A 17,691-nucleotide genomic window follows, 5' to 3' on the forward strand; every position below is an offset into this window, starting at 1 on the left:
GTGACGAGATCGTATCCCTGTCTCTCCGCCACTCGCTCCCAGCATCAGTAATGCTCGGCAGATGTCAGGTGCTCCCCCCCGCGCGTGGGATCTGACGGATCAGGCGCCATCCTTCAGACTTGGAACGGGCCTTCACCGTTGCAACGGATAGGCGTGGCGGATGGTCCTTCCGGACACTTTCGCCGAACCTGGGAAGTCTGAGCCCATTTCGACAAACAGTCCCCGAACCCCGCTCTGCATTTGGTCGCGGTCCTGGCACCGCTCTCACTCGTCAAGCGCAGTCAACCTGTCTTCCTTGTGTTCGGCGATAGGTTCGGTCTCGTCGCTTTCGATTTCGTAGTGCGGCGCCTCTGTCGACGCAGGGCGGCGGTAGCCCTTGCGGTCGAAATCGGCCTCGTGAACCTTCGTGTCGCGCCCGCTGACGCGACCTGCCCCTCCCGGGCTTGTCATGGCGGGATGCCAAGTCACCTCCATGATCAGCGACGAGGGCGCGCGTACCGGCGTGCTGTCCATGGGCCCCACGCCGATCCCGGGGCATGTTCTCGTGACTTCCCTGCTGGGGGCGACCCTGATCGGGATGCGAAAATTGCAAAAAATGCCGCTGCTGCGGGACGATGGGCAAATCGAGACGGTGCTCGTGCTGGACCTGCGCCCATCTCCGGAGCACGAGGCGGCCTGATGCCACCTGGCCGGGTTCGCGACGTTGACCACAACCCCAAGATCCACGCCACCAGCGGGCGGAAAGGAAAATCGGATGAACGTGCAACGCTCCAACTCACGCGGCAGGGGGCGGCGGCCCAAGGTCGTCATCGGCGCCGATAGCCTGGACAGGCTCGAAGCCCTTGCGGAAGGTGCAATCCAGCGAAACCCGGATCTTGCCGATCGGTTGGTCGGCGAGATTGGTCGGGCGCGTATCGTTCCGGCGGCGAAACTTCCGCCGGACGTCGTGGCAACCGGACAGGCGGTCACCTACCGCGACGAGGCGACCGGACAGGAAAAGACGGTCACGCCCGTCTTTCCCGAAGACGCCGACATCGCGCAGGGCCAAATTTCCATCCTGACGCCTATCGGGGTGGCCCTGATCGGTCTGGCCGAAGGCGCTTCGCTGCCCCGGGAGACCAGGGACGGCCAGCGCAGAATGCTGACCGTGATGCATGTCGGCCCTCCAAAAGCCTTCGAAGAGCCGGAGACCCCGTGAACCGTTGCCCCAGGGGGCAGGTTGACCCGATACCGGGGCTTGAACGAGACAGAGCCTGCGCGAAGGATATTGAGACATCCGCCGAGATCGCCGCAAGTTTCGGCGGCGCACGCCTTCGTTTTTGCCCGGCACTGCGGTACCCTCTTTCCACTGCAACACGCACGAGGATCCCCATGGCGGGTGACGAAACCGACGGAGGCACCAGCCCCTGTTTCGCCCATCTTCTGATCGACGGGCAACCGGTCGACCCTGAGACCGCGCGGGACGTGGCACGATTCAGACGTGCGGAGCGGGCGCGACTGGTCGCGGCGCGCGCGCTACCTTCGAAGGCGCGCGCGCGAGCAACTGCCAGGCTGATAGCAGGGCTTGACCGGATCATCGTCGCCGCGCCCGGCGTCACCATCTCCGCCTATTGGCCGATCCGGGGGGAGCCGGATCTTCGCGCCTGGATGGAGCGCGCCCATGCCGCCGGCGCGCGGATCCTGCTGCCCGTCGTCGTCGAGAAACACCAGCCCATCGAATTTCGCGCCTGGGCGCCGGGCTGCCGCATGACTCGCGGTTTCTGGAACATCCCGGTCCCGGCAACGGGCGCGCACCACGAGCCTGACATTGTCATCGCACCGCTGGTCGGCGTCGATGACGCGCTTTACCGCCTGGGCAATGGCGGGGGGTATTATGACCGTACGCTGGCGCGGCTGGAGCCGTCGCCCCGTATCATCGGCGCAGGCTTCGCCGGCTGCCGTCTGCCGACAATCTTTCCGATGCCCTGGGATGTGCCGATGAACGAAGTCCTGCTGTCGGACGGGACATATCTGCAACGATGACAGCGCGCCAAGGACGCCGGAGCGGCAAGCGGGGGAAGCGGCAGGCTATGCGCCGCCTTCGGTCAGATCCTGCGCAAGCATCAGGGCGTTGCCATCCGGGTCATAGAACGTCGCCGTCTTGACCATCCCCTCGACGACATCGGTCGGCCCGTCGAATGTGACGCCGTGATGTTCCAGAAGCCGCCGCGCGCTGTCCAGATCGGCGATGCCGAAGACCGGCACGCAATTGCCGGGGGCGGGCTGCGTATGCTCTCCCAATCCGAGGGAAACGCCAGGCGTGTTGGTCCGCAATTCCGACCAACCGGCGTCGTCGGCGTGGTAAAGCACGGCAAAACCCAACAGGTTTTCATACCATTGCGCGCTTGCGTGGCGGTCCTTGACGGACAGGGCGAGGGTAATCGTCTGATCGACTGAAATGACCGGCATGGGCTTTCCTGAGTATCAAAAATAAAGTAACTATACTTTATGGACATAACGATTTTTGTCAACCTGACGTCAAGGGCTTGGGGGCTGCCTATTCTCTCAAAGCTGCACGCCGGCGTACCGGGACGGCAAGCGCCACTGTTGGCCGCGACCGGCGCGGGCAGAAGCGCCTTCGCGCAAAGCGTCGAACACCTCATCATCCTTGGGCTGCTGGAGCGAAACCCCGGCCATGGCCATCCGCTACGCCCGGAATTCCGACTTACCCCCAAAGGGGTGGTCGCTGCCGAGATTGCCGGCAGGATCTACGATGTTGTCAAGACGGCCGACCTGGACCTGCTGCGCCGGTCCTGGACGCTGCCGGTTCTGACCGCGCTACAGGCACCCCGCCATTTCACCGGGATCAAGCGCAGCTTGCACACGATATCGGATCGCGCCCTGTCGCAATCGTTGAAAGCCATGGAAGCCAGAAACTGGGTGCAGCGCAGCATCGACGGCGCCGCCCGCCCGCCCCGGCCGCTCTATCGCTCCGTGAACACTGGCGGGCTGATCAGCGAGGTGACAGCACCGTCGATTAGGCTTGCGCAGGGATCCAACGGCGTACAGGTGTAAGTGGCCGTTGCGACCAATGGCCCAAACTTCGCTTCGGGCGTTTCCGCTGTCCGGGCCTTTGACCGACGATTTCGGCCTTGCGGTTGGCGGGTCACTCCTCGGCGCCAGGGGCCCTGCCCTTCGCCATGGCGCACAAATGCTCGCTCAGGGCGGTGGTCGCAGCCGCGATCTCCATCCTGGCGGCCTCCGCCCCCAGAACCTCTGCCAGCGCCGCGCGGGTGCGCCGTCCGGGAAAGCCGTCAATCGGACCGGGGTCGACCCCGGCCTCCACCAGCAGCAATTGCAGCGTGATCCCCGGCTCACCTTCCGGGACGGTTTGCAGGCCGCAGGGGGCGGTCGGTTCCACCGCGGCGGCGTTCGCCGCGCCGAGTGACCCTGCCGCTTCAGCCAAGGCCCCGGGATCCTGCGGCGCGAAGACCGGGTCCGGTGGCGGGGTCAGCGCCCAGCCATCGGAAGGCGGGGCAATGACCACGCGATCGGGGGCGCGGACCGGGGCGGCCACCACCTGCTCAGGCGCGACAAAGCACTGGCCCAGCATCGTGGCGATCGTCACCGCCGGGGCGGGCGGACTGCCCTCCGCCGTCTGGGTGCAACTGCCCGCGTCAAGGTCGCAAAGCACGAAGATCGACCAGCGCGGCTCTGCCCTGCCCTCCTGAAGGCTGGCCTCCCCGTTGGCGTAGATCACGTAAGGATGCCCTTCGATCCGCCCCTCCTGCCACAGCCCCGGAAAGCGTGGCGAGGGCACATCGACAAAGCGCGTCTCCACCCCCGTGGCGCCGGGCAAGGGGCGTTGGAAATTGGCGCCGACACAAGGGGCGGCCTGGGCCTGAACGCCGATCAGCAGACCGGCCGCAAGCGTCAGCGCAGGAAAGGCCGGACCGGTCATCGTGCGGCCCGCGCCAACGGGCCATGCACACGAAACGCCAGGGCCGCCAATACCACGGCGTTGGTATTGGCGGTAAAGGAGGCATTGGTCGTGCCGTCGGCCTCGTAGATCCCTTCGGGCCAACCCCGGTCCGGATCTCCCAGCGGGGCAAGTTCGCGCACCAGCTCCCTTGTGTAGTCCGTGGCGAACAGCGCGTCCCAGGCAAAGGCGGTCTTGACCGTCACGGTCCGTTTGCTGTCCAGCCGCTCCCCCCGGAAAGTCATCACCGCCCAGGGTGCGCCGCCGCCCCAGATCGTGGAATAGATGAAATAGGGTGCCTCATCGAGATGCGATTCACTGACCGCCGTCAGCTGCCCCGTTTCGCGCCAGCGCGCCTCCTGCGCCAGATAAATCGCGGTGGCGAACCGGTGCGATCGCGCGTCGAACCCGAATTCCAGCCCGTCGAACACATAGGGTTCGGACACCGTAAAGGCAGGCGTGACATTGCGGTGCAGCCGCGTATCGACGGGAATGGGTTGGCCCGCCACGTCCTGGACCATCAGGTGGTCTTCGGCACGATAGGCACGCACCATGTCGAACCCGTTCAACATCATCGCCTTGGCCGCGTACTGGCCATAGCCCACGCGCCCCTCCTGGTCCCGGCGCAGTCCATCCGGGGTCATGTTTCCGCCGATCAGTTGTCCTGCCTCGACCATCTGGTCCAGATCCCAATGCGCCAGAACCGATGCGACCTTGCCCGCCAACTGGGGGTAATGGTGCTCGGCATGGCTGAGCGCCCCGACCATCCGCGCGATGTCCAACGCTGACCAGCCCAGCCCCCGCTCCACAGGTTTGTTGCTGTAATCGACCAACTCTGCCGTCTGCACGTTATAGGCCTTGTTCGGCAGGATATCATCGAAAAGGCGCATCGTGGCCAGGCTGTCAAAGGCCTGCGCCAGCCGCGCCTCCGCCTCCTCCGGCGCGATCAGGTCCAGCAGATCGGCAGAGATCACCGCCAGCACGTAGGAGCCCGTTTCCCACATCGTGGTTGACGGATATTGATCGGCGGAATTGACCAACCCTGTGTCCCTGTTGGTATTGTTCTCGAAATACCGCCAGGCGATGCGGGCGTGATCCAGATCCTCGGGACGGCCGGCGCCCGTCACGGCCAGCGGCAGCGGTTCCACTGCATCGAAACGTGCCAGGGGCGGCGCGACGATGGGCGCGGACATTTCGACCGGCCCGGCGGTGGGCGCGATCTGCATCGCCTCATGCGGCGTGGCGGGCATGTGGTCCTCCAACGAGATCACCAAAGCCAAACCACACAGCAAGGCCACGATAAAGACGATATTGCTGCGCGCATTGATCAGATTGTCGCGAAAGCTCATGCCGGTTGTGCCTCTTCGATCTCGGGTGGTTGCCACATTGCGGCGCCGATAATGCCGGCCATGGCAAAGCAATTGTTCAATCCCCACAGGATGTTGGCCACAACCCCGCTGAGCGAGTGACCAGTGCCCCCCAGGGCCAGAGCGCCCGCCCCCCAGGCTGCCCCTGCAAGAGTCAGAACGATGACGGCGATCTGCGGTCGCACCAACCCCAGGAAATTCCCCGATTGCCGGACCTTGGGCGTCACCTTGAAGGCGATCTTCTCCCCCCGCGCCACGGTCAGCAGAGCCTGAAGGCCAAGAGGAAAGAACGCCAGGTAATTCGCCTTGGACGCATAGCCCGCGATCCCCCAGGTGCCTGCCATGATGGCCAATTCCAGGGTTACCAGGAACGGGATCAAATGCATGAAGAACGCCGCCGAATAGGCCGATACCGGCGAGATGCCGGTAAACAGGTATATCGCCGGCGCAAGCAGAAAAACCACGTTCCACAATGGCGCGAGATAGGAATAAAAGGTCGTTCCGTACATCAATCTCTGACCAAGGGTCAGCCCCTTGCGAAACAGCGGGTTGTCATTCACCAGAATATCCAGGCTGCCCCCGGCATATTTGAACCGCTGCATCGTCCAGGTCACAAGATCCTGCGGCGACAGCATCTTGCTTTCCACGATCGGGTGCATCTTTGATTTCCAACCGCGTTCACGATCTGAATGCAAAACGATGGAAGTATAGATATCCTCGGAAACATGAAACCGATAGGGGGTCAACACCTCCTCCGTGGCGGCTTCCGTTCGAATGGCCTCCATCAATTCCGGCGCGACTTCGCGCTCTTTGGAGGAGACGGTGACAATCTCCTCGACCGCCCAGGTGCGTTCCTCCACTTTTTTACCAAAGCTGCGCAATGCGGCCTCCATTACCGCTTCGCGGCGATGAATGGACCCTGCCCCACAGCAGAACGACGCATTCACCCAATTCCTGCGCCTCTGGATAATATCGTAGAACATCTTGGGATCGTTGACAAAGGGATCCTGACCGTGAACCACAGGTCCGATCACCGCTTCAATGCCATGCCCGACAAGACGCCCCGGTGCGCCCAGATATCGACCCAACCGGTGCGGCAGCCGGATGCCCGCAGGAAGATCATAAAACCATTGCGGTGTCTGGACCCAGGCCATCCTCGGATCGCGGAAATACCCAAGCGTATGTTCCAGCATGGTGGGAAATGGACGGGTATCCGCATCGCAAATCACAAGGAAATCACCGTGGGTTTCCTCCATCGCATTGCGCAGGTTCCCGGCCTTGAACCCTTCGTTGGTTTGCCGGGTGATGTAATTCGCACCCTCTTCCTCTGTTACCGTACGCATTTCAGCGCGCCTGCCATCGTCGAGGATATGAATACGGATGTCGATCGGATGCGGATAGGTCATGCGCTTGGCATCCTGAATACCAATCCGAACCAGCTCCGGATCCTCATTGTAGGTCGCAAACATCACATCAACACTGATGTTGCGATCCTTCTCGGGATGCCCCTCCGTCACGTCGCCCAGAACGGCGGGTGGCTCCTCCATCTTGACAGGCTCGTCCTTCCACAGATTGAAGACAAAGAGAACCATCCCGAAAAACGCACAGGTTTCTGCCAATGCCAAAGGTACGGCAAACCACATCGCATCCGGATTCAGCGAATGCGCCCACCGCCACCAGATATACCATCCACCGACGACAAGTGCGACAATCGCAAGAAATTGCCAGATGGATTCCCGCCATGCATTGTAAGGCAATGGCGGGGGTGGTGTACGATCTTCGAATTGAAGGAAATAGTCATCTTCAATCATGCGCCCGCCGCCTTCCCCTTTCGCGCCTCCCACGGCGTCGGGCCCAAACCAATGGTCCAGGCGAGACCTCTGACACGGGACAATCCCAAAGCCAAGAGAAACGATCCCGGAAGCGCAAAGGCATACCGCAGAACGACAATGGCCGTGGGCGACATGCCATCGGAAAGGCCAGAGGTGAAAAGACCGATGTCATACAGATCGATGATTGCCGGATGAACAAGGTAGACACCAAAGGTGTACTTTGCCAATTCCGACCAACGCGGCGACCACTCTCGGAATTGGCCACCAAGAAAAATCAGGAAGATACAGATCGGCATCAGAAAATGTCCGTAGAAATCCCACCCTTCACGTATCCCCCAATCCCCACTTTTCCAAGCGACAGCGAAAAACGGAACAGTCGCGACATAGGCCAGCGCAGCAAAATAGAACCCACCCCGCCGCAGCAATCTGCTTTCGCCACGAGGGATACCATCTTTCCACAAGCCATACAGGGCGAAGGCCGCAAACCCGTATCCGACATAGCCAAAGATCTTTAGCGCCCGCAGGATATAGTCGCGCAGTCCGGGATCCAATCCCAACCCCCAGACGAAGGCTTGAGTATTGTTCATGATTCCAAGCGTCAGGAACAAGGCGATTCCAAGAACGGGATAGCGGGTCGCACCCCGCATCAAAGGGTAGAACAGAAATAGCGCAAACAAGGTGGGGAGAAAGTGCATGTGATATTGCACTTTGCCCAGAAGGACATAGCCAAACCAACTCTCCACTTGGCCAAGCTGCGACCAGATGTAGTCGGTGTAGTTGAATGCCTCTGCTTTCAGCAAACGGAAGAAGGCATAGAAGATCACCCAGAAGACAAAGGGGATCAGCAGGCGTTTCGCCTGGGTGCCAATTGCCTCACCATAGCCGGGCATCTTCTTGTCGACCCGCATAGCCATAAGAAATAATGAGAAGAAAAAAAACATTTCCGATCCGGAGAATTCCCCGATGGAGCGGAGAAAAACCGGGATCAGACGTTCGTCCGGTGAAGCGTCAGCAAATGGCTTGCCGCCGAAATCAGTGGTGGAATGGATCAGAACGACGCCAATGGCCGCAAAAACGCGGTTGGCATCGAACCAGACCAGGCGTGGCTTTCCGGCGCTCATGGTTGCGAAACGGCCGGGCTGACGCAAGACCGAGGCAAGACTTTGCGCGGTTTCGGCGGGGCAAGGTTGTGTTTCTGCGGCTGGCAATCCTGGGCGGCTGTTTCGCCTTCAGTCGGTACGGCGCGGCAATAGCGGAATTCTTCCAATGGGATCACAGGTGGAATCTGGTCCTGCGCACAGGCACAGCAATTCACCACTTCCTCCATCATGCGAGGATGGCACTTGTTGTCGCGCAGATCCGTACCTGCATAAGCGGTGTGCCAATATTGCGCATTGGTGCTCACCTGTTGAAGTATCGGTCCCTGCACCTTGTAAAGCAAGGAGGCGAGAATGATACCGTTGTTATTCGCCGTCTGAAGCGGAATGAACCCGTTGCCATTCTCATAAAGACCTTCATAAAAACCGACGTCAGGCTCATAGAGATCAGCGACCGTTTCGAACAGAAGGTCGGTGTAATCCGTTTCCCACAGGGCCCAGAGGCCGATGGCCGCTTTGGCCGCAACCGCGGCACGATCGGGCTGATATTCTCCGGTCGGATCGAGTGTATTCCAGGCGTAGCCGTCCGCGAAAATGGAATCATAGACGAAATAGGGCTTTCCGTTCACCTGATGTTCCGACCTGGCAGTAATGATACCAGTCTGTTCATATCTGCGCTGTTGCACCAGATAGATACGGTTGGCGAATTCGGCGCGCCATCCCTGCGTGGCTATCAACCCGTCATTGGAACGATCATCTGGCAAATCCCAACCCAGCTCAAGGCCATCAAGAATGTAGCCCTCAGTCAGGACATAATTCTGATTCTTGAAAATTCGCGGATCGCGCCCGTCATAGGGCACTTTGACATCATAGATCGTTGTATAGGACAGCGGCTCCGGCGACAGGGCGCGTGAAACATCGAACCCCCAAAGCGCAAATCCCTTGGCCGCGTATTCCTCGTATCCCAATCGGCCTTCCTGTACGTAACGCGTTGTGCCATCGCCTCGGGTAAAGGACCCGAACATGCGCCCGTCTTCGTTGACAAGGTTACAAAAGTTCCAGCGCAATGGCACGTTGTCCACGCTATTGGCGAGATGCGGATAGCGTTCCCTGAGGATTTTCAACCAGACCAGCATCCTGCCGATATCCAGCGCGGACATCCCAACTTCGCCGGCCTCGTTCGCGTAATTCACCTTGCCGCCGGTCTTGGTATTGTAGACCTTGTTCGGCGCTTCACCGCGATACAGATCTAGATTGCGCAAGGTATTGATCAGCTTCGTCGCCCGCGTATCGAAATCGCGTTTGTCGATCACGCACAGCTCGTAGGCGGCCACCATGGCGGAGATATAGGAGGCGGTGTCCCATAGTGTAGTGGACGGATAGGAACCCACGGCATTGACCAGGCCGGTTTCGGGCTGGTAACGCTTTTCGAAATAGGACCAGGCGATGCGAGCCATCTGGTATTCGCGCGCGGTCAACGGGCCGCTGCGCCCGAAATGTGCGCTGGACATGCGCGCCTTGCCACGGCTGCATTCCGGGTTTTGCCCTGTGCCCTCGAAATCAATGAACAATGGCGTTTCCGACCTGATCGTTACGCTGTTGTACCTGGTGCCGTTCACCGTGACATTGTCGATTGTCATCGTACCCGGGGTCGGCGACGGGTCGTCCTGTGAGAGCCCGATGGCGGGGGCAGTCAAGGACAGGCAAAGGGCGGCACCGGCGGTCAGCATTTTTTTCAGGGTCGTCGTCATCATTTCCGTACTCCGATCACGCGTCACGTCCACTTTAGGCAATTCGTCATTCAAACTCTTCCCCGGAACGTCAGGCACAGCCGGTTGCGTTGCCTGATTGCGCCATAATCGACGCCATCCGCACATTCCACGATCAGCCCCAGCCCGCGACCGCCCTCTGCCATGGCATCTACGTCCGACAAGGCGCGCGCGCTTTGCCGCAGATCAAAGGGGGCCGCGCCGATTGGATCGAAAATGTCGATCCGCACTTCGTCATCTTCTAGATGCAGCGTGATGGTGATCTCCGCTTCCGGCAGGGGCGTTCGCGCGTGCAGCACCAGGTTGGTCAGCGCCTCTGTCACGGAGATGTCGAACCGCAACAGGGCCTCCCCTTCCAGCGGTCCTGCGACCTGATCCTTGAGAGCAAGAACCATCGGATCGACCGCATCGAGGCGGTTGATCATCTGGAAGGTGCTGTTTTTCAAGATTTCTCGCTCAGCGCCTGCAATGCGGCGGCCTCGTCCCGATAGATGGTAAAGACGCGATCCATCCGGCAGATCCGAAACATCTGGTCAACGTCCGGCTGCAAGCTGCACACCGCCAACTCACCGCGATGTCCAATCTTCTTGAGCACCCCGGTAAGAGCACCAAGCCCGGAAGAATCGAGGAAACTGGTTGCCGAGAAGTCGATGACCAACCGCCCCGCACCAGAATCGATCAGAGCGCCGACCTCGTCCTTGAATGTCTTGGCATTGACGGCGGTCAGCCGTTCCACGCCCGGACGGACCACGGTGATATCCTGCTCATGCGAAGTGGAATGGATCATCTTTCGTTCCTTTTCAATGCCACGACCGTCAAGTCGTCTTCCAACGCGTCGCCGCCGCGCCAATCAGACAGGGCCCTGACGATGCGTTCGGGAATGTTGTCGGTGTCCGCACCGTGGCAGGCGTCCACCAATTGTTGAAGCCGCACGCTGCCGAAGGGGCCCTGATCCGGGTTCTCCGCCTCTGGCGCGGCGTCCGAGCAGATCACCAGAGATCCGCCGCATTCAAATTGCATCGCGTCGTTTTCATAGGTCACATCCGCGAACATGCCGACCGGAAATCCGCCATCGCCGACCACCGTGCTGGTCCCGTCGGGCGACAGATAGAACGGCGAGGGATAGCCTGCCTGGCAATAGTCCAGCTGGCCGGTTTCGCTGTCCAGGATTCCGCAGAACATCGTGAAATAATCGTCATTTTCCGACAGGCTGAAGCGTTTGTTCAAATCATCGACCAAGGCGGCCGGATCAGCCGATGGCCCGGCGCGCAGCGCGGTGTTGGCGAAGTATTCCGGGGTGATCAGGTGGCCAATCGCCACCGACAACAGGGAAGCATGAATGCCGTGCCCTGACACGTCCACCGCGTAGAAGCCAAGCTTCGTCCCATTCAGCGCAAAGCACCCGAACATGTCCCCCGACACCACCGCCGAGGGCACGAAGGCCGAGGCGATGCGCGTGCCCAGCAGCGCCTTCTTGATCTCGGGCAGCAATTGCCGTTGTGCAGTGGCGGCGGCCTTCAGATCCTTGTTGATACGGTCGTTGGCCTCCCTCAGGACTCGGTGCTGTTCGGCCAGTTCGCGGGCATGGTGGATCAGCCGCGTCGCGGCGCGGATGCGCACCTGCAGGGCGGCGGGGTCGCGCCCCTTGCTCAGGAAATCGTCGGCGCCGGCTTCCAGGGCCTCTAGCCGGACATCGTCTTGCTCCGAGCCGGTGATCAGGATGATGTGCACGTAGTGATCAAGGTCCAGATCGCGCAGCTTTCGCGTCAGCTCGATCCCGTTGACCAGCGGCATCTGGTAGTCGCTGATCACGATCTGCGCGCCTGTCCGCTTGACCAGGTCCAACGCCTCCTGGCCATTTTCGGCCGCCAGGGTCCGGTAGCCCAGGCTTTCGATCAGCGCGACCAGATAGGTGCGCTGGATCAGGTTGTCTTCGGCCACGACGATTTCGAGCGGCGGCCTCACGCGGGGCTCCGCCGCACGGCCGGCTTCCCGGCGGCGCCGGGCCTCGTCGTGGGGGGCGGGGTCCGACGGCTGGGCCTGAGCGGCGCGATGTACGGTGTTGATGTCCATTCAATCGCGATTCCGGTTGTCATGCTGCCACATGCCTGCCCTTGGCCCACTGCCTATGCAAGTGGATAGGTCTCTTATGCGAATGCCCTTCTCCTCCGGCTTGATCAATGGGTTCTCTGGTCATCGTTTCACGATATCATGGCATGGACGTGGCAACGGCTAAGATTTTTTTCCGAACCGGCAGAAATTTTGAGCACCCCAGCTTGGGAACGGATCGGCCAGCACTGAACAGGAAGGAACCGGTACATGAAAGGCGTGATCTTTGTCGAACTGATCAAGATGGCAGAAGCGACATTTGGTGAAAAGACCGTCGATAGTGTTCTGGAAACGGCCGATCTTGCCAATGGGGGGGCCTATACGCGGGTCGGAAATTATCCTTGCGCCGAACTGGTGAAGATCGTGATGGCCTTCAGTGCCCATTCGGGGATCAGCGCCGATGCCCTGCAAACGAAGTTCGGCCATTGGATGATGCAGGTCTTCGTCACCCATTACCCGGAATTCTTCGTCGACAAGCCGGATGCCTTTGCGCTGCTCGAATCCGTGGATCAGGAAATCCACGTGGAGGTGCGGAAACTATACCCCGATGCCGAGCTGCCGCGATTCGACACCCGGCGCCCCGCCAGTAACCATCTGGAAATGTTGTATTCTTCTCCCCGACCTCTGGATCCCTTCTGCCACGGCATGATCGAGGCCTGCCTTGAGCATTTCGGCGCTCCCGGCCAGATCACCCGCACAGCGCATCCCAGGCTGGAAAACACGACAACCTTTGACATTACCCTGACAAGGTGACCATCATTCCCCAATGACAGACGCTTCTGACGACCGCGTATCCCGCTCCCGCCACGAACGCGAACTTCAGGCCCGCGCGGAGGCCGAAGCGCTTCTGGAGGAGAAGAGCCGCGAATTGTACCTGGCCAATCAGAAATTGGCGCAGCATACCGCGACACTGGAACAGGTGGTGCTGGAACGGACCGCCGAAATGCGCCTCGCGCTGGAGCGGGCAGAGGCGGCATCGACCGCCCGCAGCCGGTTTCTTGCGACCATGAGCCACGAGATCCGCACCCCGCTGGGCGGGCTTCTGGGCATGATCGACCTGTTGTCCATGGACGAACAGGATCCCCAGAAACTGGAATTGCTGAATTACGCGAAATCCGCCGGAGTAGGCCTGAGCCGTATCGTCAATGACGTGCTCGATTTTTCCAAGATGGAGGCCGGGGTTTTTCTGTTCGAGGAGGAAAACGTCGATCTTCGCGCCCTGATCGAGAGTATCCGGATATTCGTCGCCTCCCAGGAGCATGGCGCCGATCGCAAGGTCATCACCCGGATCGCCGACAACGTACCCAAGCTGTTTCTGGGTGATGCGACGCGGATTCGTCAGATCATTTCCAACCTGGTCAACAATGCCCTGCGCTATTCCAACGACGGCCCCGTCATCGTCCGCGCCAGCGCCCGCGATCACGCCGGCAGCCTGCTGCTGAGGGTCGAGGTCGAGGATTTCGGCGTCGGCATTGCGGAATCCGAAATCGGAAACTTGTTCAAGGATTTCACCCAGATTGCCAACCCGCTCACCGCGGCCGCACAGGGCACCGGGCTGGGGCTGGCCATCTGCAAACGGATCATGAACGGCGTCGGCGGCACCATCTCCGTGGACAGCACCCTGGGCGAAGGCTCCACCTTCTGGTTCGAACTGCCGGTGGAGGTCGTCACCCATCCCGATGCCCAGGGGCTGGACGGCAGCACCACTGCACGCGCCCTGCCCCCCGGCGGCATCACCGGGCGCCGGGTGCTGATCGCAGAGGACAACCTGATCAACCAGAAGTTGCTTCTGACCTATGCCGATCGCATGGGATTGAAAGCAGACCTGGCCGAAAACGGGCGTATCGCGCTGGAGAAATTCGCGCCGGGCAAGTATGATGTACTGCTCATGGACGTCGCCATGCCCGAGATGGACGGGCTGGAGGCGACGCGCCGCATCCGCGACAAATGGGCCGCAGGGCAGATCCCGCCGATCCTTGCCCTGACCGCCCATGTCATGGACGCGATCGAGGATGAGGCAAGGCAGGTCGGCATCCACCAGATCGTGTCGAAACCCATCCCCTTCGAAGAGCTGAAGCAGGCGATCGAAACCGCCCTTTCCCCCGAAACCGGCCAGGTTCCCCCTCACCGGGAAGCCCCCTCCGCCAAGACGGCGGAGCACCCTGCCGCCGCCACAGCGCAGCGAATCCCGGACCGTCCCACCCTCGCCACGCTCATGTCCGAAGAAGCGCACGGAAAGCTCTTTGGCATTTTCGGCGCAGAGGGGCTGGCCGATCTTGCTTCCAAGTTCGTCAGCGACTCCAACGAGCGGATCGAGCTGCTGCTGGCGGCGGATGCGGCCGGTGACACCTACGAGGTCAGCCAGCAGGCCCACTCGTTGAAAGGTGCCTCCATCACCCTGGGCTTTGACGAGATGGCCGATTGGGCGCGGCAGATCGAACACCAGGAAACCCAGCGCCACAATGCCAGCGTCGCCGAAACCGCGCGGCGCTTCCAGGCTCGGCTACGGGAATTGCAAGCGGTGCTACCGCCCGCGTAGCCAGGAACGGATGGTCAGAAGGTAAGCTTGTAGGTCAGCGACAGGCTGCCATCGGTGAACCCACGCCCCGGATCCTTGCCCCTGTTCCAAGGCCAGCGGTTGTTGCTGTAGTTGTTGTAAGACAGCAGCCAATCGTCGTTGAACCGGTAGCTGGCGGTGTAGCTGAAATCGGGCTGGTAGGTATCCTGTTGGCCGGGCATGTAGAAATAGGTCGTGCCCCCGATGCGGAACCTCTTGGTCACGGCATAGCCGCAGGACAGGTTCATGCTGTTCTCCGCCGGCAAAGGCAGCCCGATGCTGGCGTTGCAAACCACGTTCGTGTCATTTGGCAATCGCAGAGGCGGCAGCTTGTAGCTGGCGCGCAGGTCGCCATCCAGCAGGCCGTTTACCCCGCCATCCACGCCGGAAAACCGCGCGGTGTAATTGCTGTAGCCCAGGCTCAACCGGTCACTGATCCGGTAGGTGAAAGCATAGCTGTAATCCGGATCAGAGGCCGCCTGATCCTCTGGTGTCAGGTAGCCGATAAGCGACAGGCGCATCGACAGCCGTTCGGAAAATCGGGCGCTGCACCCCAGGCTGACGCGCGGCTTGGCCGGTCCGCGCTCCGCCGCATCGGGGTGCAGGAATGCCAGGCTGGTGGTCCCGGTCAGCGAGCAATTGACCTTGTACCGGTCAAACAGGGTCTCTGCCTCCTCCGGGGTATTGACGGCCACCGCCTCCGCCGTCGGTGCCGGGGGAGCGGCGGCAACCCGCGAGGCCGGGGCGCCGGGCCTCGCGGCAGGTGCGGGCCGGACGGGCGGCAGGGCCAGTGGCTCGGTCGGTTGCGCGCAGGCGGAGGGCAGGAACGGCGCCGTCTCGGAACAGACAGGATCCGCCACCGCCTGCGGCGCGCGGAGACCCACCGCCGCCGGCCCGATCGGCGCGGTCGCGGGCGGGCCCGGGGCGTCCGGGGATTGCGGCGGCGGAGAGACGCTTTCCACCAGGGGCGCAGCCGGGCGTTCGGGTAACGAAGGCGGCGCTGGCGCAGGTGGCGGAGGCGGCGGGGCGGTGCCGGCCAGCAGCCACTGCGCCAGGAAGCGCGCCGCGCTGTCCAATGCGCCATCCTCGGGCAGGTCGGGGCGCGCCCCGGTCCCCACCGGCACTTCCATCACGCGGCCCTCTGCCGTTGCCACCCGACAGGCCGCCCCCGCCACGCAGGTCAGCCGGGCCCGCACCCGGGCGCGGTCGGCGTCATCCATCAGCTTGGCCGTCCCGTCGGGGTAGAACACGTAGCTCCAGCGCCCCAATGTCCCACGCTGGTACCGCGCCCAGGCCAGCGCACTGGGAATATCGACAAAGATCTCGCGCGCATCGGGAGTGGCGAGGACGGCGGTATTCACATAGGCGACGCCCGGAGGGGCAAACGGCGGCTCCGCCGTCTGCTCCTGCCCGGTGATGGCTGTGGCAAGGCAACTGCCCAGCAACAGCCCCAACGCCCCCGGCCGCGCAAGGCCAAGCCGGTGCCACGCCTGATTCTCGCGCATCCTGTCGGGCATGGGGCGCCGCTTCCCTCTGGTGCCGCAGCGGTGAGCCGGGGTCGCCGGGCGCTGCGCATGACTTCGACCATCAATTACCAGCCCGAGGCTAGTCGACAGATCTGACCGGCGCAATCAGCGCCCGCCATCCGCGCGCCCCGGCGGCGCCCGATGCACAGGGGACAGGCGGGCAGCCGCACGCGGAATCCGCGGCTACGCCTCGAAGTTCAACGGCCGCGATCAGGATCGACAGGGCGGAGCCGGCGGCCCCCGCCTCTGTCGGAGTGAAGATCCCCACCAGAAGCCCGCCGAAAACACCGAAAATCAACAACAGGCATGGGGTGTGATATCTTTCCCGATTTAGTCATTGTCCTTGGTAATTGATTGTTTACAATTACGTTTCATCAATTTCCGGTGCCAAACCCCATCCAAGGTTCGCGCAGCCGATCCCGCGCCCCCTGCCCCGCAGCCTGCACCGTGGCTGCGCGGATCTGTGGCGGGACGCAAGGGGGGCGATCAGCGGTAGGTGCGCTGCTCGATCGGGGTGGATTCGATGGCTTGGTGCAGCTCTGCCAACAGCATCTCTTCGGCGCGGTTGCGGATCGTGCGCGGGTTCCAGACGACATGAACGTCGATGGCGGGCAGATCGGTGTAGGGGGGCACTTGCCACAGCACGCCTTCGGCGACGTCGCGAGCGGCGACGTGAACGGGCAGCGGGCCGATGCCGAGGCCGGCGATGATCATGCGCCGGACCTCCTCCAGATGGCTGGAAATTCCGGTGATGTCCGGGCCCATCTGCGCCTGGGCCCGCAGCAGCGTCACGGGTTTGAGAACATCGTGAAGACGATCTGTTTCGAAACTGACGGAGCCATGGCCAGCCAGGTCGGTGATCTTCAGGTCCGGGCGGCCGAACAGCGGATGCGGCGGGCCGCAGAACAGGCCGAAGAATTCGCGATACAGGCGACGGTATTCCAGTTTGGGGTCGTGGGCCTTGACCAGGCACAGCGCAAAGGAGGCGCGTTTCGCCGCCACCTCCTCCACCGCGTCGGCACTGGGGCGAACCTCCACCGCGACGCTGGCGCGGGGATGGGCGGCGTGGAACCGTTCCAACGCCTGATCGAACAGCGGGCAGACGACGTGACTGGCCACCGCGATGCTGACATGGCCCTGTACGTCATCGGTCAGATCACGCAACAGTGTTGACAGGCGCAAGACCGAACCGTGGATTTCCACCGCTTCGTGATAGAGCAGCGTCCCCGCCTCCGTCAGATCATAGCGTCCGGGCGAGCGGTCGATCAGTTTGCGCCCGACGGTGTCCTCCAGCTTCTTCAATGCGGCCGAGACCGAAGGCTGTTTCAGCCGCAGCCGCGCGGCGGCATCGGTGATCGAATGGCTGTCGGCCAGCACAACGAAGGTGCGCAGCAGGTTCCAGTCCAGTTCTCGTGAAATCCGGTCGGGATCAAAGCGGCCGCCGCGCTGCGCCATAGATAGCACCTATATCGAAGA

Annotated in this window: 19 protein-coding genes; 6 read left to right on the plus strand and 13 right to left on the minus strand. The window is 61.9% G+C overall.

The genetic code is table 11. The annotated features are described in order from the left end of the window. Positions 1-264: 264 nt before the first annotated feature. Positions 265-450 carry a hypervirulence associated TUDOR domain-containing protein gene (locus G5A46_RS15405; protein ID WP_239520974.1) on the minus strand — a complete coding sequence of 62 codons (186 nt, stop codon included), beginning with the start codon at positions 448-450 and terminating at the stop codon, positions 265-267. Between the two features lie 22 nt (positions 451-472). Here G5A46_RS15405 and G5A46_RS15410 point away from each other — a divergent pair, with 22 nt between their 5' ends. From G5A46_RS15410 to G5A46_RS15420, 3 genes are all read left to right on the plus strand, one after another. Beyond that, positions 473-679 (plus strand): hypothetical protein, encoded by a 207-nt coding sequence (locus tag G5A46_RS15410; RefSeq protein WP_204318768.1) that lies wholly within the window; start codon positions 473-475, stop codon positions 677-679. A 75-nt stretch (positions 680-754) separates the two neighbouring features. Further along, the gene (rnk, locus tag G5A46_RS15415; protein WP_163850792.1) at positions 755-1,198 is read left to right on the plus strand and encodes a nucleoside diphosphate kinase regulator; all 444 of its coding nucleotides are present in this window, start codon (positions 755-757) and stop codon (positions 1,196-1,198) included. A 173-nt stretch (positions 1,199-1,371) separates the two neighbouring features. Further along, positions 1,372-2,022, plus strand: a complete 651-nt coding sequence (locus tag G5A46_RS15420) for a 5-formyltetrahydrofolate cyclo-ligase (RefSeq protein WP_163850794.1) — start codon at positions 1,372-1,374, stop codon at positions 2,020-2,022. A 45-nt stretch (positions 2,023-2,067) separates the two neighbouring features. Here the strand turns inward: G5A46_RS15420 and G5A46_RS15425 are convergent, their stop codons facing one another. Further along, on the minus strand, positions 2,068-2,448 hold the full coding sequence (locus G5A46_RS15425) for a VOC family protein (RefSeq protein WP_163850796.1): 381 nt from the start codon (positions 2,446-2,448) through the stop codon (positions 2,068-2,070). 39 nt (positions 2,449-2,487) lie between these two features. Here G5A46_RS15425 and G5A46_RS15430 point away from each other — a divergent pair, with 39 nt between their 5' ends. Further along, positions 2,488-3,054, plus strand: a complete 567-nt coding sequence (locus G5A46_RS15430; RefSeq protein ID WP_163850798.1) for a winged helix-turn-helix transcriptional regulator — start codon at positions 2,488-2,490, stop codon at positions 3,052-3,054. A gap of 91 nt (positions 3,055-3,145) precedes the next feature. On the opposite strand, the gene G5A46_RS15435 is transcribed toward G5A46_RS15430, so the two are convergent. Genes G5A46_RS15435 through G5A46_RS15470 form a run of 8 tightly spaced genes read right to left on the minus strand, consistent with a single transcriptional unit; the run spans position 3,146 to position 12,096 of the window. Next, the gene (locus tag G5A46_RS15435; RefSeq protein WP_163850800.1) at positions 3,146-3,940 is read right to left on the minus strand and encodes a peptidoglycan-binding domain-containing protein; all 795 of its coding nucleotides are present in this window, start codon (positions 3,938-3,940) and stop codon (positions 3,146-3,148) included. Then, positions 3,937-5,307, minus strand: a complete 1,371-nt coding sequence (locus G5A46_RS15440) for a DUF3131 domain-containing protein (protein WP_163850803.1) — start codon at positions 5,305-5,307, stop codon at positions 3,937-3,939. The genes G5A46_RS15435 and G5A46_RS15440 overlap by 4 nt, the downstream gene beginning before the upstream one ends. Further along, on the minus strand, positions 5,304-7,136 hold the full coding sequence (locus G5A46_RS15445; RefSeq protein WP_163850805.1) for a glycosyltransferase: 1,833 nt from the start codon (positions 7,134-7,136) through the stop codon (positions 5,304-5,306). Before G5A46_RS15445 ends, G5A46_RS15440 begins: the two co-directional genes overlap by 4 nt. Further along, positions 7,133-8,278, minus strand: a complete 1,146-nt coding sequence (locus tag G5A46_RS15450) for an acyltransferase (RefSeq protein WP_163850807.1) — start codon at positions 8,276-8,278, stop codon at positions 7,133-7,135. The genes G5A46_RS15445 and G5A46_RS15450 overlap by 4 nt, the downstream gene beginning before the upstream one ends. Next, positions 8,275-10,008, minus strand: a complete 1,734-nt coding sequence (locus G5A46_RS15455) for a DUF3131 domain-containing protein (protein ID WP_239520977.1) — start codon at positions 10,006-10,008, stop codon at positions 8,275-8,277. Before G5A46_RS15455 ends, G5A46_RS15450 begins: the two co-directional genes overlap by 4 nt. Before the next feature lie 47 nt (positions 10,009-10,055). Further along, positions 10,056-10,469, minus strand: a complete 414-nt coding sequence (locus G5A46_RS15460) for an ATP-binding protein (protein ID WP_163850809.1) — start codon at positions 10,467-10,469, stop codon at positions 10,056-10,058. After that, on the minus strand, positions 10,466-10,810 hold the full coding sequence (locus G5A46_RS15465; RefSeq protein WP_163850811.1) for an STAS domain-containing protein: 345 nt from the start codon (positions 10,808-10,810) through the stop codon (positions 10,466-10,468). Before G5A46_RS15465 ends, G5A46_RS15460 begins: the two co-directional genes overlap by 4 nt. Next, the gene (locus tag G5A46_RS15470; protein WP_163850813.1) at positions 10,807-12,096 is read right to left on the minus strand and encodes a PP2C family protein-serine/threonine phosphatase; all 1,290 of its coding nucleotides are present in this window, start codon (positions 12,094-12,096) and stop codon (positions 10,807-10,809) included. The genes G5A46_RS15465 and G5A46_RS15470 overlap by 4 nt, the downstream gene beginning before the upstream one ends. 246 nt (positions 12,097-12,342) lie before the next feature. Here G5A46_RS15470 and G5A46_RS15475 point away from each other — a divergent pair, with 246 nt between their 5' ends. Together G5A46_RS15475 and G5A46_RS15480 are read left to right on the plus strand one after the other, a co-directional pair. After that, positions 12,343-12,885 (plus strand): heme NO-binding domain-containing protein, encoded by a 543-nt coding sequence (locus G5A46_RS15475; RefSeq protein WP_163850815.1) that lies wholly within the window; start codon positions 12,343-12,345, stop codon positions 12,883-12,885. A gap of 13 nt (positions 12,886-12,898) precedes the next feature. Beyond that, the gene (locus G5A46_RS15480; protein ID WP_163850817.1) at positions 12,899-14,671 is read left to right on the plus strand and encodes an ATP-binding protein; all 1,773 of its coding nucleotides are present in this window, start codon (positions 12,899-12,901) and stop codon (positions 14,669-14,671) included. Positions 14,672-14,685: 14 nt separating this feature from the next. Here the strand turns inward: G5A46_RS15480 and G5A46_RS15485 are convergent, their stop codons facing one another. From G5A46_RS15485 to G5A46_RS15495, 3 genes are all read right to left on the minus strand, one after another. Continuing rightward, on the minus strand, positions 14,686-16,206 hold the full coding sequence (locus G5A46_RS15485) for a hypothetical protein (RefSeq protein ID WP_163850819.1): 1,521 nt from the start codon (positions 16,204-16,206) through the stop codon (positions 14,686-14,688). An 88-nt stretch (positions 16,207-16,294) separates the two neighbouring features. Beyond that, positions 16,295-16,516, minus strand: coding sequence for a TRAP transporter large permease subunit (locus G5A46_RS19870; RefSeq protein WP_275585270.1), 222 nt, complete (start codon positions 16,514-16,516; stop codon positions 16,295-16,297). A 185-nt stretch (positions 16,517-16,701) separates the two neighbouring features. Further along, positions 16,702-17,670, minus strand: coding sequence for a LysR family transcriptional regulator (locus G5A46_RS15495; RefSeq protein ID WP_163850821.1), 969 nt, complete (start codon positions 17,668-17,670; stop codon positions 16,702-16,704). Between the last annotated feature and the right edge of the window lie 21 nt (positions 17,671-17,691).

The organism is Pseudooceanicola aestuarii, assembly GCF_010614805.1.
In the GTDB taxonomy this organism is placed as follows: Bacteria; Pseudomonadota; Alphaproteobacteria; order Rhodobacterales; family Rhodobacteraceae; genus Pseudooceanicola; species Pseudooceanicola aestuarii.

Excerpts from the sequence above, each read along its gene's own strand:
- G5A46_RS15405 (WP_239520974.1), bottom strand. The coding sequence starts at position 450 with ATGACAAGCCCGGGAGGGGCAGGTCGCGTCAGCGGGCGCGACACGAAG.
- G5A46_RS15410 (WP_204318768.1), top strand. The coding sequence starts at position 473 with ATGATCAGCGACGAGGGCGCGCGTACCGGCGTGCTGTCCATGGGCCCC.
- rnk (WP_163850792.1), top strand. The coding sequence starts at position 755 with ATGAACGTGCAACGCTCCAACTCACGCGGCAGGGGGCGGCGGCCCAAG.
- G5A46_RS15420 (WP_163850794.1), top strand. The coding sequence starts at position 1,372 with ATGGCGGGTGACGAAACCGACGGAGGCACCAGCCCCTGTTTCGCCCAT.
- G5A46_RS15425 (WP_163850796.1), bottom strand. The coding sequence starts at position 2,448 with ATGCCGGTCATTTCAGTCGATCAGACGATTACCCTCGCCCTGTCCGTC.
- G5A46_RS15430 (WP_163850798.1), top strand. The coding sequence starts at position 2,488 with ATGGACATAACGATTTTTGTCAACCTGACGTCAAGGGCTTGGGGGCTG.
- G5A46_RS15435 (WP_163850800.1), bottom strand. The coding sequence starts at position 3,940 with ATGACCGGTCCGGCCTTTCCTGCGCTGACGCTTGCGGCCGGTCTGCTG.
- G5A46_RS15440 (WP_163850803.1), bottom strand. The coding sequence starts at position 5,307 with ATGAGCTTTCGCGACAATCTGATCAATGCGCGCAGCAATATCGTCTTT.
- G5A46_RS15445 (WP_163850805.1), bottom strand. The coding sequence starts at position 7,136 with ATGATTGAAGATGACTATTTCCTTCAATTCGAAGATCGTACACCACCC.
- G5A46_RS15450 (WP_163850807.1), bottom strand. The coding sequence starts at position 8,278 with ATGAGCGCCGGAAAGCCACGCCTGGTCTGGTTCGATGCCAACCGCGTT.
- G5A46_RS15455 (WP_239520977.1), bottom strand. The coding sequence starts at position 10,008 with ATGATGACGACGACCCTGAAAAAAATGCTGACCGCCGGTGCCGCCCTT.
- G5A46_RS15465 (WP_163850811.1), bottom strand. The coding sequence starts at position 10,810 with ATGATCCATTCCACTTCGCATGAGCAGGATATCACCGTGGTCCGTCCG.
- G5A46_RS15470 (WP_163850813.1), bottom strand. The coding sequence starts at position 12,096 with ATGGACATCAACACCGTACATCGCGCCGCTCAGGCCCAGCCGTCGGAC.
- G5A46_RS15475 (WP_163850815.1), top strand. The coding sequence starts at position 12,343 with ATGAAAGGCGTGATCTTTGTCGAACTGATCAAGATGGCAGAAGCGACA.
- G5A46_RS15480 (WP_163850817.1), top strand. The coding sequence starts at position 12,899 with ATGACAGACGCTTCTGACGACCGCGTATCCCGCTCCCGCCACGAACGC.
- G5A46_RS15485 (WP_163850819.1), bottom strand. The coding sequence starts at position 16,206 with ATGCCCGACAGGATGCGCGAGAATCAGGCGTGGCACCGGCTTGGCCTT.
- G5A46_RS15495 (WP_163850821.1), bottom strand. The coding sequence starts at position 17,670 with ATGGCGCAGCGCGGCGGCCGCTTTGATCCCGACCGGATTTCACGAGAA.